This is a genomic window from Pseudovibrio sp. W64, from assembly GCF_001623145.1.
Lineage (GTDB): Bacteria > Pseudomonadota > Alphaproteobacteria > Rhizobiales > Stappiaceae > Pseudovibrio.
Genome location: NZ_LMCI01000007.1, coordinates 1 through 25,327, shown reverse-complemented (window position 1 = coordinate 25,327; position 25,327 = coordinate 1). Strand labels below are relative to the sequence as shown.

Genomic DNA, 25,327 nt, shown 5'->3' with positions numbered 1-25,327 from the left:
TGATGGGGCTTAACCCAATGCGTACAACAGGAATTAAGCAGCTGTGGCGTCATGCGTGTCGCCTTGTGGCTGCTGCTGTTGCTGTTGCTGCGATCTCTCAACCTGCATATGCCCTGATTGAACTCGATATTACTCAGGGCAACGTTGAACCTATGCCGATTGCAATTTCTCCCTTTGCAGGTTCCGGCTTGCAGGAAGACGTGGCAGGGCAGATTTCTCAAGTTGTTGCAGCGGATTTGCAGCGCTCGGGCTTGTTCCGTCCGATTGATCCGACAGCGCATATCCAGCAGGGAATGAATGTAGGCACCATGCCGCGCTTTGGCGATTGGAGAACCATTGGTTCTCAGGCTTTGGTGACTGGTTCTATCGCGCAGCAGGCAAACGGACAGATCCGGGCAGAATTTCGTTTGTGGGATGTGTTTGCCGGTCAGCAGTTGATTGGCCAGCAGTTCTTCACCACACCGGAAAACTGGCGCCGTCTGGCACACATCATTTCCGACGCGGTTTACCAGCGTTTGACTGGTGAGAAAGGCTACTTCGATACCCGTGTGGTCTTTATTGATGAAAGCGGTCCGAAGGATGCGCGCCGTAAGCGTCTTGCGATCATGGATCAGGATGGGGCGAATGTGCGCTACTTGACTCGTGGTGATGATCTTGTGCTGACACCTCGGTTCTCTCCTGTCTCACAGGAAGTGACCTACATGTCTTATGTGGGCGGTAATCCGCAGGTTTACCTGTTCAACATTGAAACTGGACAACGTGAGGTTCTTGGTAACTTCCCGGGTATGACGTTTGCTCCGCGCTTTTCACCTGATGGTCAAAAGGTCATCATGAGTTTGCAGCAAGGCAGCAACGCCAACCTTTATCTCATGGATTTGCGTACTCGCCGGACAACGCGTCTGACCAACACAGCTGCAATTGACACCAGTCCTTCTTTCTCACCAGATGGAAGTCAGGTGGTGTTTGAAAGTGACCGTGGAGGTTCTCAGCAGCTTTATGTGATGAATTCTAATGGAAGTGGAGCAACGCGCATTTCCTTTGGTCCGGGGCAGTATTCTACGCCTGTGTGGTCGCCGCGCGGTGATTTGATTGCCTTTACCAAGGTGCATCAGGGGCGCTTCATGATTGGCGTTATTCGTCCGGATGGCAAAGGGGAACGTATTCTCACCGAGGGCTATCATAATGAGGGGCCTGCCTGGTCTCCGAATGGACGTGTGTTGACCTTCTTCCGTGATACCGTGGGTGAGCAGGGCGGTCCTCAGGTCTGGACGGTTGACCTGACCGGCTATAATGAACAGTTGGTTCAAACACCAAACTTTGCTTCAGATCCAGCGTGGTCTCCGTTGCTCGACTAATCAAAAAGCTGAGCCCCTAATTTCTTGCGGGAATTTGGGGGCATTAGCACTTCATTAACCAATAAATTCAAGTTACCCTTAACCAAGTTGGTCTAGGGCTTTTTTAACCCTCGGGGTTTGAGGGACAGGAGATTCTATAAATGTCAAAGACGCTGTTCGCGCGCGGAGCGCGTTTCGCCGCTGTGGTGGCTGTGTGTCTCGTCGCAGCAGCTTGTTCGCAGACACGCCCTGAACTAACCAGTGGCAATAGTTCTGTTGCAGCTGGCTCTGGACAGGACTTCGTTGTGAATGTTGGGGATCGTGTATTCTTCCTCAATAACCAGAGCTCCATTGATGGTTCTGCTCGCGCAGTGCTGGACAAGCAGGCTCAGTGGCTGCAACACTATAAAAACTACTCAATTACTATTGAAGGTCACGCTGATGAGCGCGGCACCCGCCAGTACAACATTGCACTGGGTGCGCGACGTGCAGCTGCAGTTCGGGAATACCTTGTTGCAAAAGGCATTAGCCCAACCCGCATCAAGACTCTTTCCTACGGTAAAGAGCGTCCGGTTGCCGTTTGTAATGCGGCTTCCTGCTGGAGCCAGAACCGTCGTGCTGTGACAGTTCTGAACGGTCAGTAATTGAGTTTGACACGCTGAAATATGGAAAAGGCTTCTCTAAATTGGGGGAGCCTTTTTTGTTGAAACTCCTGCAAACTTGTAGGAGAACGGAAATTGGTCGGGGAGAAGCCGCAAATAGGAGAGAAACACTGAGTGTGTGCCCTATTTTCGTCTTTTCCTCTTGCCAAGAGATGAGAAATTCCGACCCGGCCCCTGTAGGGTGTCTCAGGAGATAATTGATGGCTCTTTACCGACGTATTGCAACAAGCTTTATTGTTCTTGCGCTTGTAACCTCTACAAGTTTACCAGCATCTGCGCAGCTTTTCGGTTCATCTAAAAATGATGAAACCGCACAGAACACTGCTCGCCTTGGTCAACTTGAAGAGCAGGTTCGCTTGCTGACTGGCAAGGTTGAAGAGCTCAATCACAAACTGCGTCTGACTGAAGATGCACTGCGCCGTTCTCAGGAGGACGTTGAGTACCGCCTGCAGCAGTTGGAAAATCCGGGGCAGACACCTCGCGTTGTCCAGCCTCCTGTTGTTCAGCAGCCGAGCACGACGGCTCCGACAAATCGGTCTCAGCAACTTTCTACGCTGAATACGCCTGCACAGGGAACGAATAGCGGTCCGTTGGATCTTTCTCAGATTGCACGCGGCAACAACGCTGCGCCTACCGGTTCCACACCTGCACCAAGTTCTGGCTCTCTTCAGTTTTCTGGCAGCGTAAATGAACTGCTGAGCGGTGATCCGCAGTCGGACTACAATGCTGTTTATGGTCTGATGGTAGGTGGTAACTACCCTGCCGCGACCGAGGGTTTTGACACTTTTCTTGGCATGTATCCTGATCATGAGCTGACTGCAAATGCGCAGCACTGGCTTGGCGAAAGCCTGCTGGCTCAGCGTCAGTATGAGAACGCTGCACAAGCTTTTCTAAAAAGCTATACTGATTTTCCTGAGAGTGAACTGGCTCCTGAAAGCTTGCTGAAATTGGGGACTGCCCTTACAGGTATGGGGAATGCGCCCGCTGCTTGTGAGACTTATGAGCAGCTTCTCGCCAATTTCCAGTTTGCAGCTCCTGCTGTGCTGGAGCAGGCCAAGGTTCAACAAAAACGTGACAACTGCCTCTAATCAAGTTGCTCTCTTTTCTTCCGACGAGCTGAATGAGCTTTTCGGAGAGTATAAGTCTTTCCGCCGGATCGCCGTTGGTGTGTCCGGCGGTGCTGATTCTATGGCCCTGCTTTACCTGTTGAAGCAGTGGACGCAGGAACTGGGGTTTTCTGCTCCTGAACTTTATGCTTTCACAGTCGATCATGGTTTGCGTGCTGAGGCTGCCAGCGAAGCTGCAGGTGTTGCGCAGTATTGCCGACGCATTGAAGTGCCGCATGAGACCTTACATTGGATTGGTGAGAAACCGTCTTCAAACATCCAATCGGAAGCCCGGGATGCGCGCCATGCTCTTTTGCGACAGGCTGCTGAAGACCACGGATGTGAGGGGCTCTTTCTAGGTCATCATCTGGAAGATCAGGCAGAAACGTTTTTGACGCGTCTGGCGCGGGGCAGTGGGGTTTATGGTCTTGCGTGTATTCGTAAGGACCGCGAGTTGGATGGATTTCAGATTTGCCGTCCACTGCTCGAAATCAGCAAGGTTCGGCTCAAATCGCTTTTGCATTCTGCCCAGGTGCCATGGTTTGAAGATCCTTCTAATGAAGATGAGCAGTTTACGCGTGTAAAATTTCGGCAAGCGCAGCAGGAGCTCGACGAACTTGGGCTGACTGCGGCTAAGCTTTCCGACACGGCGCGACGCATGGCCCGTGCTGCTGATGCGATTGATGTTTGGGTGGATGAAGTCGCTGAGAAATCCTGCACGTTTCATAGTGCAGGACCCGTCCGTTTTGACAGTTCGTGTCTGGAATACATTCCCGATGAAATTGGCTTGAGGCTGGTTGGGCGGCTCGTCCGCTACATTTCCGGTGCTCCTTATATGCCGCGCCTTGCCAAGCTTGAGGGGCTTTATGAGACTCTGAAAGCAGAAGATGGGAGCAGGGCAGCTACTCTAGGCGGGGTCCGGTTCGCGCTGGCGAAACCGCATGACGAATCTACCTGGTTCTGCTTTCGAGAAGCCGGCAGGGCTGGCTTGCCGGAGATTGAAGTTAAGCCGGGAGATGAGGGAATATGGGATGATCGCTGGCGTTATAAAGCGGCGCATTCTGCAGAAAGCTTCAAAATCACTTATGTTCAAAAAGAGCTTTGTGGAGATTTTGAGCTAGAAATTCCTGCTAACTGGCTGAAAACAGCATTTCTGACAGCTCCGCTTATTGTTTTTGCGGGTGGGGTATCCTACATGCCTTGGAAGAAGATTGGTCGAACAACAGCTGATGCTGATGTAAGATCGAGGACCTACGGGATTTCGATGGTTCCAGTGAGCAGAACATTTTGAATAAATCTTGGTTTTGCTGGCGTTCTGTTAAATCTATGCATTTATGCTTTAGAGGAATGCAACTTGAACGTCTGGGCTGGTAAAGTCGGAATTAACGGAGCATCAATCCTGAATTTTCAGGGGTAACCGGCAAAATTCCGTTGGCCTTAAGAAAACTGAGAAAGAATCTGTGTCATTCTCAGGAAAACGTAGAAAGCCCATTAGGGCTCGCTATGATCTTGACAGAGACACGTGCGAGGATCGCCGCCACCTTGCGGTAAAGGGATCGAAATGAACACCAATTTCCGGAATTTTGCCCTCTGGGTGATTATCGGTCTGTTGCTGATAGCGCTGTTCCAGCTCTTTCAGAATCCGACCTCACGAAGCAATACAAATGAAATCGCTTATTCTCAGTTTATCAATCAAGCTGAGCAGGGTGATGTGCGTGAGGTCACGATTCAACAACAACAGATTACCGGCAAATACAGCAATGGCGGTACTTTCCAGACCTATGCGCCTAGTGATGCCAAATATGTTGATGTGCTGCAAACCAAAGGCGTTTTGATTAACGCGAAGCCACCTTCCGAGAGTTTCTCTCTCTTTGGAGCCTTGATTTCATGGCTACCGATGCTGTTGATCCTCGGTATCTGGATCTTTGTGATGCGTCAGATGCAAGGTGGTGGTGGCAAAGCTATGGGCTTTGGTAAGTCTAAAGCGAAACTGCTGACCGAGTCTTCTGGTCGTGTGACGTTTGAAGACGTCGCAGGCATTGATGAAGCGAAGGAAGATCTTCAGGAAATTGTTGAGTTCCTGCGTGACCCGCAGAAATTCCAGCGTCTTGGTGGTCGTATTCCTCGCGGTGTGCTGCTCGTTGGCCCTCCTGGTACTGGTAAAACCTTGACCGCTCGTGCAGTGGCAGGTGAAGCAAACGTGCCGTTCTTCACCATTTCCGGTTCTGACTTCGTTGAAATGTTTGTTGGTGTTGGTGCTTCTCGTGTTCGTGACATGTTCGAACAGGCGAAGAAGAACTCCCCATGCATTATCTTCATCGATGAGATCGATGCTGTTGGCCGTCACCGTGGTGCAGGCCTTGGCGGTGGTAACGACGAACGCGAACAGACCCTCAACCAGCTCCTTGTTGAGATGGATGGTTTTGAAGCGAATGAAGGTGTGATCATCATCGCAGCGACCAACCGTCCTGACGTGCTTGATCCTGCGCTTCTGCGTCCAGGTCGTTTTGACCGTCAGATTGTTGTGCCAAATCCAGATGTCACTGGCCGTGAAAAGATCCTCAAAGTTCACATGCGTAAAGTGCCTTTGGCTCCAGACGTAAACGTGCATACACTTGCTCGCGGAACACCTGGTTTTTCTGGTGCTGACTTGATGAACCTTGTGAATGAGGCTGCGCTTCTAGCCGCGCGCCGCTCCAAGCGTCTGGTCACCATGGCTGAGTTTGAAGATGCTAAAGACAAGGTGATGATGGGTGCGGAACGCCGTACGCTTGTCATGACCGAAGAAGAGAAGAAGCTGACTGCTTATCACGAAGCTGGTCATGCGCTGGTTGCAATGCACATGCCAGCGTCTGATCCGGTACACAAAGCAACTATTATTCCTCGTGGTCGTGCGCTGGGTATGGTGATGCGGTTGCCTGAGAAAGATCAGGTTTCTCTGACCCGTGCGAAGTGTAAAGCTGACCTTGCTGTTGCTATGGGTGGCCGTGTGGCTGAAGAAATGATCTTCGGTTATGAGAAGGTTACTTCCGGCGCTTCCGGCGATATCCAGATGGCAACCAAGCTTGCGAAGGCTATGGCGACGCAGTTTGGCATGTCTGATAAGCTTGGCCCGTTGCTTTACGGTGAGAACCAAGAAGAGGTCTTCCTTGGTCACTCTGTTGCGAAGAGCCAGAATGTTTCTGATGAAACCCAGAAAATGGTTGATGCGGAAATAAAAAGCTTCGTTAATCAGGGCTACGAGACCGCGAATAAGGTTCTGAAAGAGCATGAAGATCAGCTGCATCTGATTGCTCAAGGCTTGTTGGAGTATGAAACTCTCTCCGGTGATGAAATTCGCAAGATGCTTGATGGTGAGCAGCCTGTGCGTGATACCGGTGATGATAGTCCATCTACTCCGCGCTCTACTGGCGTGCCTACTGCCGGCGGAAAAAAGCATGGCGGTGAAGGTGAAGCTTCTGATGGGCTTAACCCACAGCCGCAGAGCTAACAGCCAGTCTTCTTGATGGCGCTTTAAAGTATTAAATGCCCGGCTGTTCAGTCGGGCATTTGCTATTGAGGCTCAATTGTTTGGCTTTGTATTGATGAGAATTCACCTTTGCTGCTGCGGCAAATTGCGGGTGAAACGTAATATTTGGACACATCATTTGACAGGACCAGGCAAGGGCAAGCGTGTATCACCATTTCAATTAGATTTATCGTGAGCGATACGCTCCGCATTTGAGAGTTCAGGGAAACATTAAATGTCGCGAAAATACTTTGGCACCGATGGAATGCGCGGTACTGCAAACAAGTGGCCAATGACCGCGGAAGTTGCGCTGAAGGTTGGAATGGCTGCTGGTGTGGTGTTCCGCCGTGGTAAATATCGGCATCGCGTGGTTATCGGCAAAGATACGCGCCTGTCTGGTTACATGTTTGAAAATGCTCTCGTCGCTGGCTTTACTGCGATGGGTATGGATGTTTTTGTGCTTGGCCCGATGCCAACCCCAGCGGTTGCAATGTTGACGCGTTCGTTGCGTGCTGACATTGGTGTCATGATTTCTGCGAGCCATAACCCATTCGAAGACAACGGGATCAAGTTCTTTGGTCCAGATGGGTTCAAGTTGTCTGATGAAGTTGAGCTTCAAATTGAACGTCTCATCGATAGTGACATGAGCCAAAGCTTGCCGGCACCAGACACTCTGGGTCGAGCAACGCGTATCGACAGCATGAAGGATCGCTACATTGAGTTTGCAAAGCGCACCTTGCCGCGTGATTTGAACTTGAATGGCATGCGCATCGTGATCGATTGTGCAAACGGTGCTGCCTATAAGGTTGCTCCTGAGATCCTTTGGGAGTTGGGTGCAGAAGTGTTCCCGTTGGGTGTTGATCCGGATGGCTTCAATATCAATAAGGACTGCGGTTCCACTGCACCAGATGCACTTGCAAAAAAGGTTCATGAAGTTCGGGCGGACATCGGGATCGCGCTGGACGGTGATGCAGACCGTGTGATCATCGTGGATGAAAACAGCAAGGTGGTTGATGGAGATCAGCTGATGGCCGTGATTGCTGAATCCTGGAAAGCAGATGGCCGTCTCTCGGCGCCAGGCATCGTTGCGACCGTGATGTCGAATCTAGGTTTGGAGCGTTTCCTGAAAGGGCTTGGCCTTTCTCTTGAACGTACCAAAGTTGGTGATCGCTATGTTGTTGAGCGGATGCGTGAAGGTGGCTTCAATGTTGGCGGAGAGCAGTCCGGCCATATTGTGATGTCTGACTTTGGTACGACTGGTGATGGCCTCGTCGCTGCATTACAGATTCTTGCTTGCGTGAAGAAGACGAAGAAGCCGGTCTCAGAGGTTTGTAACCGATTCGTGCCAGTGCCTCAGGTCCTTAAGAATGTGCGCTATGCGAGTGGTAAACCTCTCGAAGATAAGGCTGTAAAAGCGGTTATTAAGGCTGGAGAAGAGAAGCTTGGTAAACAGGGTCGCCTTGTTATTCGCGCTTCTGGTACTGAGCCGCTCATTCGTGTGATGGGTGAGGCTGATGATGCAAATCTTCTGAATAAGGTGGTTGATAGCATTGTTGATGCAGTGAAAAAGGCTGCAGCTAGCTAGCTGAAACTATTTAATTTATCGAGTTTTGAGAGCGGGTATCTTCGGATGTCCGCTTTCTTTGATTTGAAATCTGAGGGGTGCATGAGTAAATGTAAATTAACTTTCTAGCATTTGCTTGGTTTGTGCCTGTTAGTTGTTTGTTAATAATAAATATTAGGGTTAAGAATACTGGTTAATTTATAGGTAATTCTTTCTCTGTAAAAAGTGCTTAGGTTTTAATCAAGGGCAATCATCTCGCATGACAGGTGCCGTTTGAGGGGACATAAGCATGAAGTATTTTAGTAAGGTGCTGACATTGAGCGTAGCTGCGCTGGTTTCGTCTGGTGTTGCTTATGCAGCCGACCTCCCAGCACCTGTATTCGTAGAAGAGCCAGAGCTCCCACAAGTGGAAATCGGTGGTGGGTGGTATCTGCGTGGTGATATCGGCTACAAAGTCTATCAGAATCCAAAAGCGAAATTCTCCCATATCAAATTCAATGATGAAGAATTAGAGCCAACGGGAATTGTTGGTGTTGGTGTTGGTTATCGTGTGAACGATTTCATTCGCACAGATGTGACACTGGACTATGAATGGGATGCTGACTTTACAGCAAAAGCTGAGTGTATTGGTACTTGTAGTACTTCCGGCACCTCAGATGAGTTTGCGACACTCGATGTCTGGACTGTTCTTTGGAATGTCTATGCTGACCTAGGGTATTACAATGGCTTGACTCCATATGTTGGAGCTGGTGTTGGCGCATCTTACGTGAACGCAAAGAACGTCCGTGCGATCAATCCAGATGGTACCAGAGTCAAATATCCAAAAGGACATTGGTGGAATTTCTCATGGGCTCTTATGGCAGGTACGTCCTATGAGATCGATGATAACTGGAAAATTGATGCAGGTTACCGCTATCTGAACATTGGTGCGGTGAAGACAAAGTCGTTCTCCAGCAATGGTAAGACCTCCGGTATCAAGTATGACAATCTTGCTGCGCATGAAGTGCGTGTTGGATTGCGTTATGAATTTGGTGGGTTTTCCAATGGTGGATATGACCAGCCGATCGTCACAAAATATTAGGTCACGGACTGGTGCGTCTCCAGTTTAACTTCTGACCAAAATTTTCAAGAGCCTGTCCTGCGACAGGCTCTTTTTTTGATCAAAACCAGAGGATATGCGGAATTGAAAGATTGGTTATCCACTGGGTAGATATACAAAATATATCTAATCATACGCAACGTTTAATTGATTGAATGTTGCTCTGCAAAAAAAACATTTGTTGACGAGATAAGTCGTTTCGCATAGACCCGTCGGTGGGACACCCCTCCCCAACGAGGGGCACCTATCTGAAAGGGTAGTCATTATGACGAATACGACAATGCCGGCCACAAAACCGGTAAACCCGAACTTTTCTTCGGGTCCATGTGCCAAGCGTCCGGGCTGGACACCTGCAATCCTTGCAGATGCGCCTCTTGGCAGATCTCACCGTGCAAAGATTGGTAAGGCTAAGCTGAAAGAAGCTATCGAGTTGACGCGTGAAGTCCTCGAAGTGCCTGCTGATTATAAAATCGGAATTGTTCCTGCTTCTGATACAGGTGCTGTTGAAATGGCACTTTGGTCGCTGCTTGGTGCGCGCCCAGTTGATATGGTTGCCTGGGAAAGCTTCGGGTCCGGTTGGGTTAGCGATGTCATGAAGCAGCTCAAGCTTGCGGATGCACGCAAGATTGAAGCTGGCTATGGCGAGTTGCCAGACCTCAACTCTATAAATTTCGACCACGATGTGGTCTTCACCTGGAACGGTACCACCTCAGGTGTGCGTGTGCCGAATGGTGATTTTATTCCGGCAGACCGTAAAGGCCTGACCATCTGCGATGCGACTTCTGCAGCTTTTGCGCAGGAACTGGAATTCGATAAGCTGGATGTTGTAACTTACTCCTGGCAGAAAGTGTTGGGTGGTGAAGCTGCTCACGGCATTCTGATCCTGTCGCCTCGTGCTGTTGAGCGCCTTGAGAGCTATACGCCTGCATGGCCGATGCCGAAGATCTTCCGCCTTACTAAAGGTGGCAAGCTGATCGATGGTGTGTTTGAGGGCGCTACCATCAATACGCCGAGCATGCTTTGCGTTGAAGATTATCTGGATGCTTTGGGTTGGGCCAAAGAACTGGGTGGTCTGAAAGCACTGATTGCGCGTGCTGATGCAAATACCGCTGCAATCACTACTTGGGCTAAGAAAACTGATTGGGTTGACTTCCTGGCAGTAGACCCGGCAACCCGTTCCAATACTTCTGTTTGTCTGAAGATTGTTGATCCGGAAATCACGAAGCATGATGACAAAGCGCAAGCTGCATTTGCCAAAGCGATCGTGAACCTGCTCGACAAAGAAGAAGTGGCATTCGATATTGGAGCATACCGCGATGCGCCGTCTGGTCTTCGGATCTGGTGTGGTGCGACGGTTGAAACTGCCAATGTAGAAGCGCTTATTCCCTGGTTGGATTATGCTTTTGCTGCTGAAAAAGCAAAGCTGGTTTCTGCTTAAAACTCCTTTTTTTGAACGAAAAAGTTCCGGTCGCCCTGTGTGACCGGTTAACCTGACGCAAGAAGTGTATCTGTCTCCCGCAACATGTGAATGGGAGGGTACCTTCGTTGACTTGAAAGGTTAGCCCGATGGCTCCTAAAGTTCTTATTTCCGACAAGCTCTCTGATAAAGCAGTTCAGATTTTCAAAGAACGCGGTTGCGATGTCGACTTCCTGCCAGACGTGGGCAAGGATAAAGAAAAACTCGCTGAAATCATTGGTAAATATGATGGCTTGGCGATCCGTTCCGCGACCAAAGCAACAGAGAAAATCATCAAAGCAGCGACCAACCTGAAGGTTATCGGTCGCGCTGGTATTGGTGTCGATAACGTTGATATTCCGGCAGCGACTGCCAAGGGTATCGTCGTGATGAACACGCCGTTTGGCAATGCCATCACGACTGCTGAACATGCGATTGCGATGATGTTTGCAGTGACCCGTCAGATCCCGGCTGCTGATGTTTCCACGCAGGCTGGCAAGTGGGAAAAATCCCGCTTTATGGGTAACGAAGTCACCTCAAAAACACTGGGTCTGGTTGGCTGCGGTAACATTGGTTCTATCGTTGCAGACCGTGCTATCGGTTTGAAAATGAAGGTGATTGCGTTCGATCCGTTCCTGTCTCATGAACGTGCTATCGATCTTGGTGTTGAGAAGGTTGAACTGGAAGACCTCTTCAAGCGCGCTGACTTTATTACACTGCATACCCCGCTGACTGATCGTACCCGTAACATTATTGATGCGGATGCAATCGAGACCATGAAAGATGGTGTCTACCTCATCAACTGTGCCCGTGGTGGTCTCGTTGATGAAGATGCTCTGCGTGCTGCGCTGGACAGTGGTAAGGTTGCGGGTGCTGCAGTTGACGTGTTTACTGTAGAGCCAGCTAAAGAAAACGTTTTGTTTGGTGCTCCAAACCTCGTATGTACGCCTCACCTTGGTGCCTCCACTTCTGAAGCTCAGGAAAACGTTGCGTTGCAGGTAGCTGAGCAGATGTCTGACTATCTGGTCAATGGCGCTGTTTCTAATGCTCTGAATATGCCGTCTATTACTGCAGAAGAAGCGCCACGCCTTGCTCCATTTGTGAAACTGGCGGAGCAGCTCGGTTCCTTTGCTGGTCAGGCGACAGAGACAGGCATCAAAGCGGTTCGTATTGAATACGAAGGCGATGTTGCAGAAATGAACGTCAAGGCTTTGACTGCTGCTGCACTTACAGGTGTTCTGCGTCCTCTGCTGCAAACTGTGAATATGGTTTCTGCTCCTGAAGTTGCTAAAGAGCGCGGCATTGTGATTGAAGATGTTCGCCGCGAACAGCATGGTGCTTATGAGAACTACATTCGCCTGACAGTTATCACCGAGCGTCAGGAACGTTCTGTTGCTGGTACGGTGTTTGGTGATCAGAAGCCGCGTATCATTCAGATCAAAGGCATCAACATGGAAGCAGAGCTTGGCGAGAACATGCTCTATGTGACCAACCAGGATAAGCCAGGCTTTATTGGTCAGCTGGGCTCCATTCTTGGTGATGCAAAGATCAACATTGCGACGTTTAACCTTGGCCGTAAGGTTGAAGGTGAAGAGGCGATCTGTCTTGTTGAGATTGATGGTGAAATTGCTGAGACGACCGTGGATGAAATCGCTGCGATTGCGCAGGTGAACCAGGCAAAGCTTCTGCATTTCCCTCAATAGGGCTAAGCTATTTTTGGGAATAGGTTAGGAAAAGGCGGCCTTCTAGCCGCCTTTTCTTTTTCCGGTGGTCATGTGGCTAGTGGAAATTGCTTATCTTTGAACTTGGCGCCATGATGTAGGCTGGTTCCATTTCGAAGTAGAAAGCTATTATGAATATTGATCTGCTGCGCCGTCTCTGTGAAACTCCTGGTGTTCCTGGGCATGAGCATCGAGTACGTGAGATTATTCTGAAAGAGATTGAAGGCCTGTTTGATGATGTTCAAACGGATGCCATGGGGTCTCTTATCTGCCGCCGTGATGCACGCAAAGCGCCTGAAAATGGTGAGAAACCAAAAAAGGTTATGCTGCTCTGCCATATGGATGAGATTGGCTTCCTTGTTTCGCATATCACCGAGAAAGGCTTTGTCTATGTGCAGCCGGTCGGCGGTTTTGATGCACGCAATCTCTTCTCCCGTCGAGTACTGGTCTCCACAGATGAGGGTGATCTGAAGGCGGTGATGAATCCGGCTGGGCGACCAGTTCACATTGCTCCGCCTGAAGAGCGCAAAAAGATCCCTGAAGTTACTGAGTTCATCATCGATCTTGGTCTTGGTAAGAAGACCAAGGAGGTGGTCAAAGTAGGTGACATGGTCACTCTTGATGAGCCGCTGATTGAGATGGGCGAAAAAGTTGTCTCCAAAGCGATGGATAACCGGGTCGCATGCTGGCTTGGTATTGAAGCTATGCGTGCGCTTGGGGATGCGGATCATACCTGCGAAATCTATGTTGCTTTTACCTGTCAGGAAGAGGTTGGGCTGCGCGGTGCGAAGACTGCGGCCTATGCCATTAAACCAGATATCGGCCTTGGCGTTGATATCACGCTTGCTTGCGATACGCCTGGGGTGCCAGAGCAAGATCAAACGACTGAGCAAGGCAAGGGGTTTGGGCTGCACGTGAAGGACGGCTGGTTCATTGCCGATCTGGAGCTTGTAAAAGAAATCGAAACTCTGGCTATTGAGGAAGAGATTCCCTACCAGCGCACCATGTTGAAGGGTGGCGGACAGGATGGGGCTGCTGCTCAGCAGGCGGCTGCTGGTGCTAAAGCAGTCGGTATCATGGTTGGCACTCGTTATGTGCACACAGTTACCGAGATGATTGATAAGAGTGATCTGCTTGCTGCACGCGATATTTTGGCTGCTTATCTGAAGCGCTGCTGATACCGCTGACTGTTGCTTAATAAGAAGCCTCCAGATCCTAACTGTGGTAGGGTCTGGAGGCATTTTTGTTATGCGATTGCTTGTTTCTTGCCTATCCATTTGCTGGTTAAGCGACCATCGATCAGTAGCAGTGCAATGAAGATTGCTGCCATGCCAATCCAGTGGTTGGCTTCGAGGCGTTCATTCAGGAAAATTGCGCCCAGAATGATTGCGCTGACTGGTATTACAAGCGTGACAGAAGCTGCGTTGGTTGCTCCTGCGAGTTTGAAAAGCTGGAAGTACAGGATGTAAGCAAAAGCAGTGCAAGCGAGAGCGAGAACGAGAACGCTTGCCCATGTTGAAGCGGATGCCTCCATCAGTTGCTGAGTTGGCGCTGTATAAATGAGCGCAGGTATCAGCAAGATTGTTGAAGCGGAGAGCTGGCCGGTTGCCAGAGCTGCTGGTGGTAGCTTTTTGAGACGCATGATGATGAACGCGGCGAATGCATACGAGAGAGCGGCCCCTAAAACTGCGAGCTGAGGCCAAACCTGATTGCTGGCACCGCTTAGAGCATCACTGCCAACCATGATGGCAACTCCGATAACCCCGATCACTGCCGCGACGAGCTTGGTTGCTGTCAGCTTCTCCTCATTGCTGAGGACCTGCATGACAATCATCGTGAAGATGGGTGTGAAGGCGTTGAGCACGGATGCCAATCCAGAGGCAATGTATTGCTGCCCCCAAAAGATGAGGGAGAAGGGGACTACGTTATTTAAGAAGCCCAGCAGGAGGAAGCTGCCAATCCATTTTGTAGAGAGCGGTATGGACTGCTTTGAGATGAGTAAGAAGCCCCACATGGCGAGTGCTGCGATTGCTACTCTTAAGAAAACAAGTGTGATGGGATTGAGTTCTGCGACCGCGACTTTGGCAAAGAAAAATGCGCCACCCCACAGGGTGCCCAGCAATAGAAGAATAGACCAGCCCAGCCAGTCAAGTTTTTGTGCGTTCATAAAGCGTATTCAACTTAGTGAAATTTCTTGCAGGAATTGCAAAAAATGAGAAATTGGAACTTACGCTAGTAATATCACTTGCTGTTGTGCCTGTACCACCCGATTTGCGAGTAAAACAATCAACAGAGGTTCACTCTGATCGCAAAAATTACAGTCTTGGCCTAATTTTGAAGGAAAAGGGCTCGTATTTAAGAGATTGACAGATTATAAGGCGCTGTAACTGCGCCCCGGCTCTTACGCTGGGGTTTCTTATGTTGTCTCTCACGATTTGCATTCTGAGCTGGCAAGCCACTTTATACAGAAATAGCAAATCGTATGACGGCGTATTTTAGGAATACGCTGGCAGCCGCAGGAGGGCTGAAGAATCATGGCCAACGTTGTCGTAGTTGGGTCACAATGGGGTGACGAAGGTAAGGGTAAACTTGTCGATTGGCTCTCTGAGCAAGCCGACATCGTTGTACGCTTCCAAGGCGGACACAATGCAGGTCATACGCTTGTAATTGACGGAACGAGCTACAAGCTGGCACTGCTGCCATCTGGTGTTGTTCGTGGGAAACTTTCTGTCATTGGCAATGGCGTTGTGATTGACCCTCATGCACTGGTGGCTGAGATTGCACGTCTTGAAGAGCAGGGCGTTAAGATCTCCCCGGAAATCCTGCGTGTTGCTGACAATGCTACTCTTATTTTGAGCCTGCACCGCGAGCTTGATGCTTTGCGTGAAGATGCAAGTCCGGCAGGCACCAAAATCGGTACCACCAAACGCGGTATCGGCCCTGCTTATGAAGATAAAGTCGGTCGTCGTGCAATTCGCGTGATGGACCTGGCAAACATGAGCACGCTGCCAGCCAAGATTGATCGTCTGCTGACCCACCACAACGCTATTCTGCGCGGTCTGGGTCGCGATGAGATCGCGGCTGAGACCATCTACAAAGAGCTGGATGACGTAGCTGATAAGATCCTGCCGTACATGGATAAAGCCTGGTACATGCTGGACAAAGCACGCCGTGAAGGTAAGCGTTTGTTGTTTGAAGGTGCGCAGGGCGCGCTGCTGGACAACGACCACGGCACTTATCCGTTTGTAACCTCCTCCAATACAGTTGCAGGTCAGGCTGCTGCTGGTAGTGGTCTGGGTCCAAACTCCATCGATTACGTTCTGGGTATCACCAAAGCTTACACCACTCGTGTCGGTGAAGGTCCGTTCCCAACCGAACAGCAGAATGAAGTTGGTGAGTTCCTCGGTACCCGCGGGCACGAGTTTGGAACGAACACTGGTCGTCGTCGTCGGTGTGGCTGGTTTGATGCAGTGATTGTCCGTCAAACCGTTTGCACCAGCGGAATCAATGGGATTGCATTGACAAAGCTTGACGTTTTGGACGGACTGGATGAAATTAAGATTTGTGTTGGTTATGAGCTAGATGGTGAGCGAATCGATTACCTTCCGGCATCTCAAGGTGCTCAGGCGCGGGTTGTTCCTATTTATGAGACCCTGCCTGGTTGGAAGGAAACGACCAAAGGCGCACGGACTTGGGCAGAATTGCCAGCACAAGCTGTGAAATACGTTCGGCATGTTGAAGAGCTGATTGGTGCTCCGGTTGCTCTGTTATCAACAAGCCCTGAACGTGATGACACAATCCTGGTTCAGAATCCATTCCAGGATTAAGTCTTGAAATGAAGCTCTGGGGGCAATGGGCAGTTAAATGGCGGACTACAATTCCGTTCTAAAAAAAGCGGTAGCTGGTTTACAAGAGAACACAGGTTCTGCACGGCGGGCAGTTTATCAACGCGCGCGGAATGCAATTGTAAAGCAACTTAAAAGTTACGACCCACCTCTGTCTCCCTCCCAGATCACTGAGGAGCAGCTGAAGCTTGAAGAGGCCATTCGTAAGGTCGAAGCGGAAGCTGCTCGTGAGTCTCTCGGGTTGGGGCGGTCTAAAACCACCCCAGCTCCAAGTGCTCCAAAACCTGCAGCTCCAGAAATCTCTGCTGCATCTTCACCTGCTGGCGATACGCCTAAGGCAGGTACAAAGGCCGATACTCCAGCGCGCGATGAGCCAAAAGCACCTGCTGCTAAAGCAGACGTGTTTAAAGAGGCGGTTCGTGCCGCGCAGGATCTCGGCAACGCCGCTCATCAGGCCAATCAGATGGCGCGTGATCAGCTGCCTGAATCTGCCAGCGAGCGCAAAGAGCCTGACCTTGGCTCTATGGATGACAAAGAGACGGGTGAACCTGCTGCGTCTCTGCCAACCAAAGGTGCTGTTGAGACGAGCGCAGAAGAGCGCTCCTGGGTGCCGGGTGAGGCACGTCGCACTAAGCTGGAAACAAAAGGTAAGTCGCGTCCTGAGATCGATGAGCCTGCCAAGGTTAAGCCAAAGACGAGCCGTAAACCTGCTTCCTCCCGCAAGCCAGCCGTTGCGCAGCGCGTTGGTGATGCGATTGAGCAGGAAGAAGGGCTGAAGCCTTCCAACACATCGGGTATTGTCGGCATCATTGTGGTCATACTGATAATCTTGGGCGTTACCGCAGGTGTCTATAGTCTGCGCGATGTTATTCTCTCTTTGGTTCTTCCAGTTGAAACCGGTGAGACTGTTGCGCCAGAGAGCGCACCTTCGAATGAAGATGAGCCGCTTCGGGTTCAGCCGGAACGCACGCCGAAGAAGAACACTGACCGCTTGTTGCCATCTGATGAAGGGGCAAAGGTTTCTCCGGATGCGACGCGGGTTCAGACGACCCGGATTACCCGGAATTCATCCAGCGCTGCGCCAACCGAGACAACAGCTGAGCCTCCAGTCGTGCGTGTGGTTGAATCTCCAGCAGCACCGGCAGAAGACACATCTTCTGAGCAGGTTTTGCCGGTGACGGAGCCTGCACAGCAAAGTACTGCAGTTGAGACCAATTCTGTTCCGCCAGCTGAAACCATTGGAACGGAAGCTGCGGTTTCTCCTGTTGCACAACAGAGCATACTTTACGAAGAGGCTTTGACGCCGGGCGCAGCAGGTTCTGCATCACGCGGGAACGTTGTTTGGTCACTGGATGAAGCTAACGGCGATTCTGTTATCAAAGCTGTTGCGACGCTGCCATCTCGTAACTTCTCTGTTGAGATGACGTTGAAGCCGAATAGTGATCAGTCTTTGCCAGCCAGCCATCTGCTTGAGCTGAACTTCATCTTCCCAGAAGGATTTGATGGCAAAGGTGTTGAGAAGGTGCCTGGCCTGATCCTGAAGAAGACAGAGTCTGAAGCTGGTGACCCGCTTGATGGTGCTGCCGTGAAGGTTTCTGACACTCTCTTCTGGATTGCGCTGTCTGACAGTGATGAAGAAAAAGCGAAGAACCTGAAGCGTCTTGCTGAGCGTGAGTGGATTGATGTTCCACTGCTGTACAACAGTGGTCGCCGTGCAATGTTGACCTTTGAAAAAGGTACAACCGGCAACAAAGTTATCGCACAGGCAATCAAGAGCTGGAAGTAATCTAGTTTCAGATATTTAGATTAGATTTCAAAGGCCTTGGCTCTCTCAGAGCTGAGGCCTTTTTCATTATGCTGTCGTCCGTCAGAGCAAAATCTGCTTGCATCCTTCAGCAGAAACGCGCATGTTCCTTGCTATTCCGAGGGGTGCTTTTCTTTCGAAAAGCTGAGATTGCGATGAGCTAAACCCTTTGAACCTGATCCGGGTAATGCCGGCGAAGGGACGGGACCTGAGCCATTCTTCCCGGATCTCCATGTTTGCATTTTGCTGTAACGGGAGATCCTGTGCTGAAAACATCCCAGAGAGCTGATGTAGCTCCGTTCTTCCGCCTGTTTGTGATGCCCAATACCATTGTTGGGAGTCTGCATGCTGAAGCGAGCTTTGAAACGAATTCTCCGAAGTCTTTTCGGGATTTTGCTTTTTATCGCCATTTGGGAAAGTGTGGTTCAGATTGGAGAGTTTCCCCCGTTTCTGTTGCCAGGTCCGGCGGCGGTTTTTTCCGCTTTTCTCAATCAAGGTTTTTTCTTGCTGCATCATGCAGGCATTACCGCTTGGGAGACTGTTCTCGGTTTTCTCTTTGGCGTGAGCGCTGGAGCTTCGCTGGCTGTTTTGCTGGCAGTGTCTCCTCGGATACGCCTGTTTCTGCTGCCTCCGATTGCAGCGACCCAATCTCTTCCTGTGTTTGCAATTGCACCGCTTCTGGTGCTGTGGTTCGGCTTTGGGCTCGCCTCCAAGGTTGTGATGGCCGTGATTGTGATCTTCTTTTCTGTGACCTCGACTTTCTTCGATGGTTTGCGCAGGACTGATCAATCACTGCTCGACCTTGGCAAGCTGCACGGTCTGAACCGCTGGCAAACACTTCGCTACATTCGCATTCCAGCCGCCTTGCCATCTCTGGCTTCTGGTATGCGCATTGCAGCGGTGTTCGCTCCTATTGGGGCGGTGGTTGGAGAGTGGGTTGGTGCAAAAGGGGGACTAGCTTTCATCATGTTGCAATCCAATGCACGCATGCAAACAGCGACGATGTTTGCGGCGTTGATTTTGCTTGCGGTGATGGTGTTGAGCCTGAGGGCAGTTGTTGAGTTCGGCACTTCTCGGATGATCTATTGGCAGAAAGAGATCTAGGTCTCAGAGTATGAGGACGTAACCTTATGAAAAAACTAGGTATGCTGTTTGGTGCGGCAATGCTTGCGAGCACGCTTCAAGTGCAAGCAGCGGACAAGCTGACTGTGTTGCTGGATTGGTTTGCGAATCCAGACCATGCACCAATCGTGGTTGCCAAGGCACGGGGGTTCTTTGAAAAAGAGGGCCTTGATGTTGAGCTGATTGAGCCTGCTGATCCTTCCATGCCACCAAAGCTTGTTGCAGCAGGGCAGGGTGACATTGCAGTTTCCTATCAGCAGACGTTGCACCCGCAAATTGATGAGGGCATGCCGATAATGCGGATCGGGACGCTGGTCTCTACACCTCTGAACACGCTAATTGTTTTGGAAGACGGACCGATCAAGGAGATTGCAGACCTGAAAGGCAAGCGTATTGGTTATTCCACATCCGGGTTTGAGAACGCCATGCTTGGGAAGATGCTTTCCAATGCAGGCCTAAGTTCTGACGATGTGGAGCTGATCAACGTAAACTTCTCGCTCTCACCATCTCTGATGGCTGGGCAGGTTGATGCGGTGATTGGTGGTTACCGTAACTTCGAGCTGAACCAGATGGAGATTGAAGGTGCGAAAGGTCGCGCGTTTTATCCTGAAGAGAACGGCGTGCCAGTCTATGATGAGCTGATTTATGTGGCTCACAAAGACAAGCTGGATGATCCGCGTTTGAAGAAGTTCATCAATGCGATTGAGGCGGCTACCGTTTATCTGCTTAATAATCCGCAGGACTCCTGGAAGAGCTTCCTTGAGGTCTATCCAAATCTGGATGATGAGCTGAACAAGCGTGCCTGGGCGGATACTCTGCCGCGTTTTGCCAGCCGTCCAGCTGCTTTGGATAATGGTCGTTATGAACGGTTTGCGAACTTTCTGATTGAGCAGGGGCTCATTAAAACAGCGCCTCCAGTTGAAACCTACGCGGTTGAACTGCGCTAACCGGTATAGGTCTAAACTAAAATTTGAGCCTCCGAGTTTCGGGGGCTCTTTTTATTTGTAGGCCAAATGCCGTTATTGCGCTGCATCCTTGACCGCCTCGTGTTGAGCCAGATCGCTGAGGATGTATTTCTCAAAAGCAGCATAGATGGTGTTGTACTCGCCCTCAGAGAGTGATTTGCATTCATCTATCAGCGTCAGGGCTTTCTTCTTGTCGTTCTCCTCAAACAGCGCGAAGACCATGTTGCAGTGGACGTTCTTGAGCTTGAGGAAGTTTTCTGAAAAGGCGAGCGACGGATCACCTAGCAACGCAAACGAACGCATCTGGTAACGGCTGGTTTTGACTGGGATTGTCTCCAAAGCTGCCAGTTCAGGCATCTGACCGCGTGTCGTTTCGCACATAAGAACGCTGTGACCGGCATCTTTGCAATGACGGGCTAAATCTTCCGCTAAATCAACGCATTTGCCGAGTGGGGCGTATCTGAAATGACGCCGTGTACCTGTTTCGCCAAGCGTTGCTAGCCCGGTTGAGATGCCGATATCGATTGTGACCGCGTGGTCCTTCATATTTTTCTGGTTGAAATTGAACCGGTCCTTGAGATTGAAGCGCTTCATTTGCTTCTGCATTTCAATCGCTGTTCGGCAGGCATGAGCAGCGTGGAATGGATCATCGAGTGGTGCGTTCCAGTAAGCATTCAGGCCGGATGTACTCAGCGTGTTCAGTGTACCATCGTGGATATGCACTTCATCGAGATGAGCTGTTTGGAAGCCGTTGGAGAAGCCTGCTAGGTCCTGAGGAGACAAACCCTCATAATATCGGTGAAAGTACCTCAAACGTGTCGAGAGGCTCGTGATTTCACGTTGCTGCCCCTCAAGAGGGAGTTGCTCTGACTTCGCCAGTACCTTTTGCATCTGTTTGGGAGAGAGAATTCCTGCAAAGCGTTCAGTTGTTTGGTTTCTGTGACTCTTGAATGTCACACGCCGGATTGTGCAGGAGAAAGCGAATATCAGCAGGATAACGAAGGATGGGAAGAATGGCTCAAGGACGGTGTTTTGCAGAGCGAATTGGTGGAATGCAACTCCGTTGATGACCGAGACAGCGACGCCTGTAAATGACAGACTTAACCAGAAACCTTGCGTGGCGGAGATGACCGCAATGGCGATGCCAAATCCGATTAGTGTCAGTATTTCAGCGTATTGTGCCCAGGTGGGTATATTGAGGAAGTTGCCAGACTGAAGTGTTTGCAGTGCCTGTGCATGTCGTTCTGAAGTTCTGTCCTGAGTGCCGATGACGAACTGACTTCCAGAAGCTGGTGGCCAGAGTTTGGAGGATACTCTGTTCTTTAAGACATCGCTCGCCGCAAGGATGAAATTGCTGGCATTGCTTGTTTCGAACACCAGCATTTCTGCCTCTGCAGTGACAGGAATCTGCAGATCAGTGCTTTTCAGCTGATAGCCATCTTCTGCTTGCGTGACCTGGAACGGTTGCGTGTTTGTCTGATTGGACAGGCTCCATGCCATTAATGCGAGAGATGGCAACTGCGCTGTGTCGCTTTGGAGTTGAAGCGGATAGAGCAGCGCATTTGAACCGTGTGCGTATTGGGTGTCGCTTTGATACCCTGTGGCCTGCGAGAACCTTATGTAGTTGGAAAGAGGAGGTTTTTCAGCTACGGCTTCGCTCAACGGTCTGCTGAGCAGGACTGGGTAATGGGAGATGATGGTTTGTAAGAGCAGGTCGTGATTTGGGTAAGTTGCCCGCAAGGAGGGCTGCAGATCGTCGTAGATTCTGCTTCTTAAGGTGGGGGAAGTCGGATCGGCTTTTCTGAAGTCTGCATCTATAATCAGAAGCTTGGGATTATGCTCCCCCAGCTTTTGAAGGATTTGTGCGAGCTCCAGACGCTGATACATCGGCTCCTGCGTTTGCTGGATTGATTCTGGCGTGAGATGGATCGTGTAAACTGGCGGCGTAGAAGTTGTGTTTGGCCATGCCAATTGCAGCGCGTTTTGGCTGAGATATCCGACGTTATCCAGTACCTGCGGGTATAGGGTACGGACAAGTATTGCTATTGCAATGAATAGACAGGATACAACCGCTGCAAGTGCACGGTTGGTTTGTGACAGCCAGCTAGAGCCGAACATGTAATTCCCCCCAAAAGGGGAAGTGACCCAACTCACATAAATTCCCCTCATCATTAACCTTAGGAAAGCTCTGAGGGGACGACAAGCTTAGCTGTTTATTTAAAAGGGTGTTCCTACAGTTGATTTGTATTTTAAGTTAATTCAACTCAACTTTTATGCAGCTGAGCGTCTTAAAGCACTTTGCAGCCATGTTGACTACGCGAGTTGCTTTAAGTTTTGGCCTTACCTGAGAAATCGGTAGCCCCGTGAGGGGAGCACACTTTATGCACCTGCCTCATGACCTGCCATTGCCATGGCGCTTTCCTGAACGGCCTTTTGAACCTTCTCAAAAGCACGCACTTCAATCTGGCGTACACGCTCGCGGCTTACGCCAAACTCGGTTGAGAGTTCTTCCAAAGTGATCGGGCTTTCAGAAAGTCGCCGAGCTTCAAAAATGCGGGTCTCGCGCTCGTTCAGCACGCCCATCGCGTTTTTCAGCATATCGCGGCGTACATCGTATTCTTCCTGCTCAGCCAGAACTGCTTCCTGACTCTCGGCATCATCCACGAGCCAATCCTGCCACTCGCTGGATTCTCCTTCGCTGGAGCGCAGAGGTGCGTTCAGGGAAGAGTCGCCACCCAAACGGCGGTTCATGGAAACAACTTCTTTCTCGGTTACACCGAGAGTTGTCGCAATGTGCTGGACCTGATCCGGACGCAGATCACCATCTTCAAACGCCTGAATTTTGCCTTTGACGCGACGCAGGTTGAAGAACAGGCGCTTCTGGTTTGCTGTGGTGCCCATTTTAACGAGCGACCATGTGCGCAGGATGTATTCCTGAATGGAAGCCTTGATCCACCACATGGCGTAGGTTGCCAGGCGGAAGCCTTTGTCCGGCTCAAAGCGTTTTACAGCCTGCATCAGACCGACGTTACCTTCTGAGATAACTTCGCCCAGAGGCAAGCCATAGCCACGGTAGCCCATTGCAATTTTTGCAACGAGGCGCAGGTGAGAATTTACAAGTCTTTCAGCAGCTTTTGGTTCGTCGTGTTCCCGGTAGCGCTTGGCGAGCATGTACTCTTCCTGCGGCTGAAGCATCGGGAATTTTCTAATCTCATCTAAATAGCGGCTTAAACCGCCTTCGCCACCCGTGAGGGCTGGTAGGTTACGGGCCATAAAGCACCCCTCCTTGCTTGGTGTTCCCGCCTGATCGAAGGATCAGGCTTTTCGGCAAACACACATTGGTGCCTTCAGATGAAGCGCACCTGAAGTGTCTATATGGGAACATTGTGGCCAAAACGCTACCAGATCGGCAATCTTTTTGGCCTAAATTTTTCGTAATGATTGAAGAATACCAGCAAAATCAGCGGGTAACTCCGATTCAAACTTCATGAATTCCTGCGTTCTTGGGTGCGCAAACGCCAAAAGTCCTGCATGCAGGGCCTGTCGCTTGAAATCCGCCAACTGGGTTTTCAGTGGTTCTTGGAATTTATTGTATTTGGTTCTGAACCCGGAACCGTAATCCATATCACCTATTAGCGGATTTCCGATGTGGGACATGTGTACGCGGATCTGGTGGGTTCTGCCTGTTTCCAGACGGCACTCGATCAAGCTTGCAACGGGTGCTGCGTCTTGAGGGCCAAACCGTTCCTGCACCTGCCAGTGGGTGATGGCGTGGCGACCGCCGGTTTTCAGCACCGAGATTTTCTGTCGGTTTGCAGTCGAGCGGGCAAGGTTGGCGTCTACTGTGCCCTTTGGTGCTGTTGGGGCACCCCAGACAAGAGCCTTATAAGCGCGCTCCAGTGGGCCGGTTTTGCCATGGTCGGCAAACTGAGCTGCGAGGCCCTGATGGGCCATGTCGTTTTTAGCAACAACGAGCAGACCTGTTGTGTCTTTATCGATGCGGTGAACGATGCCAGGGCGCTTGACGCCGCCAATACCAGACAAAGATGAACCGCAGTGGTGAATCAAGGCGTTGACCAGTGTACCCGTTGGGTTCCCGGCACCTGGATGCACAACAAGGCCGGCGGGTTTGTCGACGACGATCAGGTCGTCATCCTCAAAAACGATATTGAGCGGAATGTCCTCTGGCTGCGGTTCTGCGTCTTCCGGCTCTGGAACAATAAGAGTGATTGTATCTCCGGCACAGACTCTATATTTAGGCTCCAACACCGTGCGCTGGCCAATTTGAACCTGACCAGCCCGGATCAAGGCTTGAAGTCGGTTGCGACTGAAGTCATCTATATGCGCAGCAAGCACAGCATCCAAGCGGCGACCGGTATCTTCCGGTTCCGGGGTGATGACTGTTGGTTGCTGCTCGTCGGCAATTACAGAGTTTGTGAGTGGCTGGGTGCCCTCAGGAGATTTATCGTTCATGCGTGATCCTAATACTGACAGCGATGAGACTGTACAGAACGAACTTGATCCAGCAGCTTTGAGGCTTCAAGGGAAGTTACGTCGCCTCCTGATGGGATCAAGCCTTGTCATGGTGCTTGGCTTATTAGCTGTCTTTGCGGCTATCTTCTATAAGATTAACGCCGGCAATTCCAATGTTAGCGCAGATAGTATTGCTGCAACAATTGCGATTGGCCCTGAAGCACAGGTTATATCTGTTACTCAGATGGACGGAAATCTGGTGATGCTGATCAAAGAAGGTCCGACGCAGGCTCTTGTCTATGTTGATCCTGTCACCGGACGAAAAATCGCACGTACGGATTTTGTTGCGAGATAGGTGGATAAACCCCCTTTTCTTTCAAGGAGGGGGCTTGCCAAGCGGGGGATTAGCCAATATACCCCCGTCCATCGCGAAAGCGAAGCCTAGGCGCCCATCGTCTAGCGGTTAGGACGCCGCCCTTTCACGGCGGAAACAGGGGTTCGATTCCCCTTGGGCGTACCAAAGGCTTCTATTGCGATACCAGGCAGTTATCTGCTTGAAGACAAGGCTATGAAAAGTCTTCTCACTATGTGAGCGCCCATCGTCTAGCGGTTAGGACGCCGCCCTTTCACGGCGGAAACAGGGGTTCGATTCCCCTTGGGCGTACCAA

At 50.6% G+C, this 25,327-nt stretch carries 19 protein-coding genes, 2 tRNA genes and 1 riboswitch; of the genes, 17 read left to right on the top strand and 4 right to left on the bottom strand.

Annotation, left to right across the window (positions count from 1 at the left end; translation table 11 throughout):
- Window positions 1-2 precede the first annotated feature (2 nt).
- The 10 genes from tolB to PsW64_RS03795 all read left to right on the top strand — a co-directional run bounded on the left by tolB (window position 3) and on the right by PsW64_RS03795 (window position 13,628).
- Window positions 3-1,355, top strand: coding sequence for a Tol-Pal system beta propeller repeat protein TolB (tolB, locus tag PsW64_RS03840; protein ID WP_446737460.1), 1,353 nt, complete (start codon window positions 3-5; stop codon window positions 1,353-1,355).
- 140 nt (window positions 1,356-1,495) lie between these two features.
- Complete coding sequence (gene pal / locus PsW64_RS03835) at window positions 1,496-1,978, top strand: peptidoglycan-associated lipoprotein Pal (protein ID WP_063290216.1); 483 nt, start codon at window positions 1,496-1,498, stop codon at window positions 1,976-1,978.
- Between the two features lie 218 nt (window positions 1,979-2,196).
- A complete protein-coding gene (gene ybgF, locus PsW64_RS03830) occupies window positions 2,197-3,084 on the top strand; it encodes a tol-pal system protein YbgF (RefSeq protein WP_063302746.1) in 888 nt (295 codons plus the stop codon).
- Window positions 3,068-4,393 carry a tRNA lysidine(34) synthetase TilS gene (gene tilS / locus PsW64_RS03825; RefSeq protein WP_063302745.1) on the top strand — a complete coding sequence of 442 codons (1,326 nt, stop codon included), beginning with the start codon at window positions 3,068-3,070 and terminating at the stop codon, window positions 4,391-4,393. Before ybgF ends, tilS begins: the two co-directional genes overlap by 17 nt.
- 270 nt (window positions 4,394-4,663) lie before the next feature.
- Window positions 4,664-6,592, top strand: a complete 1,929-nt coding sequence (ftsH, locus tag PsW64_RS03820; RefSeq protein ID WP_063302744.1) for an ATP-dependent zinc metalloprotease FtsH — start codon at window positions 4,664-4,666, stop codon at window positions 6,590-6,592.
- 253 nt (window positions 6,593-6,845) lie between these two features.
- Window positions 6,846-8,195, top strand: a complete 1,350-nt coding sequence (gene glmM / locus PsW64_RS03815) for a phosphoglucosamine mutase (protein WP_063302743.1) — start codon at window positions 6,846-6,848, stop codon at window positions 8,193-8,195.
- A 268-nt stretch (window positions 8,196-8,463) separates the two neighbouring features.
- Window positions 8,464-9,255 (top strand): outer membrane protein, encoded by a 792-nt coding sequence (locus tag PsW64_RS03810; RefSeq protein ID WP_063302742.1) that lies wholly within the window; start codon window positions 8,464-8,466, stop codon window positions 9,253-9,255.
- A gap of 283 nt (window positions 9,256-9,538) precedes the next feature.
- On the top strand, window positions 9,539-10,711 hold the full coding sequence (locus tag PsW64_RS03805; RefSeq protein ID WP_063302741.1) for a phosphoserine transaminase: 1,173 nt from the start codon (window positions 9,539-9,541) through the stop codon (window positions 10,709-10,711).
- A gap of 128 nt (window positions 10,712-10,839) precedes the next feature.
- Entirely contained in the window at window positions 10,840-12,432 is a 1,593-nt protein-coding gene (gene serA / locus PsW64_RS03800) for a phosphoglycerate dehydrogenase (RefSeq protein WP_063302740.1), read from the top strand.
- A gap of 149 nt (window positions 12,433-12,581) precedes the next feature.
- Window positions 12,582-13,628 (top strand): M42 family metallopeptidase, encoded by a 1,047-nt coding sequence (locus PsW64_RS03795; RefSeq protein ID WP_063302739.1) that lies wholly within the window; start codon window positions 12,582-12,584, stop codon window positions 13,626-13,628.
- 68 nt (window positions 13,629-13,696) lie between these two features.
- Here PsW64_RS03795 and PsW64_RS03790 read toward each other — a convergent pair whose 3' ends face one another.
- Entirely contained in the window at window positions 13,697-14,617 is a 921-nt protein-coding gene (locus PsW64_RS03790) for a DMT family transporter (protein WP_063302738.1), read from the bottom strand.
- Window positions 14,618-14,984: 367 nt separating this feature from the next.
- On the opposite strand from PsW64_RS03790, the gene PsW64_RS03785 reads away from it, so the two are divergent.
- From PsW64_RS03785 to PsW64_RS03770, 4 genes are all read left to right on the top strand, one after another.
- A complete protein-coding gene (locus PsW64_RS03785; protein WP_063302737.1) occupies window positions 14,985-16,277 on the top strand; it encodes an adenylosuccinate synthase in 1,293 nt (430 codons plus the stop codon).
- 37 nt (window positions 16,278-16,314) lie between these two features.
- Window positions 16,315-18,081, top strand: a complete 1,767-nt coding sequence (locus PsW64_RS03780; RefSeq protein ID WP_063302736.1) for a hypothetical protein — start codon at window positions 16,315-16,317, stop codon at window positions 18,079-18,081.
- A gap of 129 nt (window positions 18,082-18,210) precedes the next feature.
- A riboswitch (TPP riboswitch) is annotated at window positions 18,211-18,318 on the top strand.
- Window positions 18,319-18,603: 285 nt separating this feature from the next.
- Complete coding sequence (locus PsW64_RS03775; RefSeq protein WP_446737459.1) at window positions 18,604-19,203, top strand: ABC transporter permease; 600 nt, start codon at window positions 18,604-18,606, stop codon at window positions 19,201-19,203.
- 26 nt (window positions 19,204-19,229) lie between these two features.
- Window positions 19,230-20,168: an ABC transporter substrate-binding protein gene (locus tag PsW64_RS03770; RefSeq protein WP_063302735.1), complete on the top strand. Its 939-nt coding sequence runs from the start codon at window positions 19,230-19,232 to the stop codon at window positions 20,166-20,168.
- 72 nt (window positions 20,169-20,240) lie between these two features.
- On the opposite strand, the gene PsW64_RS03765 is transcribed toward PsW64_RS03770, so the two are convergent.
- From PsW64_RS03765 to PsW64_RS03755, 3 genes are all read right to left on the bottom strand, one after another.
- Window positions 20,241-22,304, bottom strand: a complete 2,064-nt coding sequence (locus tag PsW64_RS03765) for a CHASE2 domain-containing protein (protein WP_063302734.1) — start codon at window positions 22,302-22,304, stop codon at window positions 20,241-20,243.
- A gap of 261 nt (window positions 22,305-22,565) precedes the next feature.
- On the bottom strand, window positions 22,566-23,459 hold the full coding sequence (gene rpoH, locus PsW64_RS03760) for an RNA polymerase sigma factor RpoH (RefSeq protein WP_057461965.1): 894 nt from the start codon (window positions 23,457-23,459) through the stop codon (window positions 22,566-22,568).
- Between the two features lie 150 nt (window positions 23,460-23,609).
- Complete coding sequence (locus PsW64_RS03755; RefSeq protein WP_063302733.1) at window positions 23,610-24,659, bottom strand: RluA family pseudouridine synthase; 1,050 nt, start codon at window positions 24,657-24,659, stop codon at window positions 23,610-23,612.
- On the opposite strand from PsW64_RS03755, the gene PsW64_RS03750 reads away from it, so the two are divergent.
- From PsW64_RS03750 to PsW64_RS03740, 3 genes are all read left to right on the top strand, one after another.
- Window positions 24,658-25,014: a hypothetical protein gene (locus tag PsW64_RS03750; RefSeq protein ID WP_057461963.1), complete on the top strand. Its 357-nt coding sequence runs from the start codon at window positions 24,658-24,660 to the stop codon at window positions 25,012-25,014. The genes PsW64_RS03755 and PsW64_RS03750 overlap by 2 nt on opposite strands.
- 90 nt (window positions 25,015-25,104) lie before the next feature.
- Window positions 25,105-25,179 (top strand) — tRNA-Glu (locus PsW64_RS03745).
- 72 nt (window positions 25,180-25,251) lie between these two features.
- Window positions 25,252-25,326, top strand: a tRNA-Glu gene (locus PsW64_RS03740).
- Window position 25,327 lies beyond the last annotated feature (1 nt).

Excerpts from the sequence above, each read along its gene's own strand:
- ybgF (WP_063302746.1), top strand. The coding sequence starts at position 2,197 with ATGGCTCTTTACCGACGTATTGCAACAAGCTTTATTGTTCTTGCGCTT.
- glmM (WP_063302743.1), top strand. The coding sequence starts at position 6,846 with ATGTCGCGAAAATACTTTGGCACCGATGGAATGCGCGGTACTGCAAAC.
- PsW64_RS03765 (WP_063302734.1), bottom strand. The coding sequence starts at position 22,304 with ATGTTCGGCTCTAGCTGGCTGTCACAAACCAACCGTGCACTTGCAGCG.
- rpoH (WP_057461965.1), bottom strand. The coding sequence starts at position 23,459 with ATGGCCCGTAACCTACCAGCCCTCACGGGTGGCGAAGGCGGTTTAAGC.
- PsW64_RS03795 (WP_063302739.1), top strand. The coding sequence starts at position 12,582 with ATGAATATTGATCTGCTGCGCCGTCTCTGTGAAACTCCTGGTGTTCCT.
- pal (WP_063290216.1), top strand. The coding sequence starts at position 1,496 with ATGTCAAAGACGCTGTTCGCGCGCGGAGCGCGTTTCGCCGCTGTGGTG.
- PsW64_RS03810 (WP_063302742.1), top strand. The coding sequence starts at position 8,464 with ATGAAGTATTTTAGTAAGGTGCTGACATTGAGCGTAGCTGCGCTGGTT.
- PsW64_RS03805 (WP_063302741.1), top strand. The coding sequence starts at position 9,539 with ATGACGAATACGACAATGCCGGCCACAAAACCGGTAAACCCGAACTTT.
- PsW64_RS03755 (WP_063302733.1), bottom strand. The coding sequence starts at position 24,659 with ATGAACGATAAATCTCCTGAGGGCACCCAGCCACTCACAAACTCTGTA.
- ftsH (WP_063302744.1), top strand. The coding sequence starts at position 4,664 with ATGAACACCAATTTCCGGAATTTTGCCCTCTGGGTGATTATCGGTCTG.
- PsW64_RS03785 (WP_063302737.1), top strand. The coding sequence starts at position 14,985 with ATGGCCAACGTTGTCGTAGTTGGGTCACAATGGGGTGACGAAGGTAAG.
- PsW64_RS03790 (WP_063302738.1), bottom strand. The coding sequence starts at position 14,617 with ATGAACGCACAAAAACTTGACTGGCTGGGCTGGTCTATTCTTCTATTG.
- PsW64_RS03770 (WP_063302735.1), top strand. The coding sequence starts at position 19,230 with ATGAAAAAACTAGGTATGCTGTTTGGTGCGGCAATGCTTGCGAGCACG.
- serA (WP_063302740.1), top strand. The coding sequence starts at position 10,840 with ATGGCTCCTAAAGTTCTTATTTCCGACAAGCTCTCTGATAAAGCAGTT.
- PsW64_RS03750 (WP_057461963.1), top strand. The coding sequence starts at position 24,658 with ATGCGTGATCCTAATACTGACAGCGATGAGACTGTACAGAACGAACTT.
- tolB (WP_446737460.1), top strand. The coding sequence starts at position 3 with ATGGGGCTTAACCCAATGCGTACAACAGGAATTAAGCAGCTGTGGCGT.
- PsW64_RS03780 (WP_063302736.1), top strand. The coding sequence starts at position 16,315 with ATGGCGGACTACAATTCCGTTCTAAAAAAAGCGGTAGCTGGTTTACAA.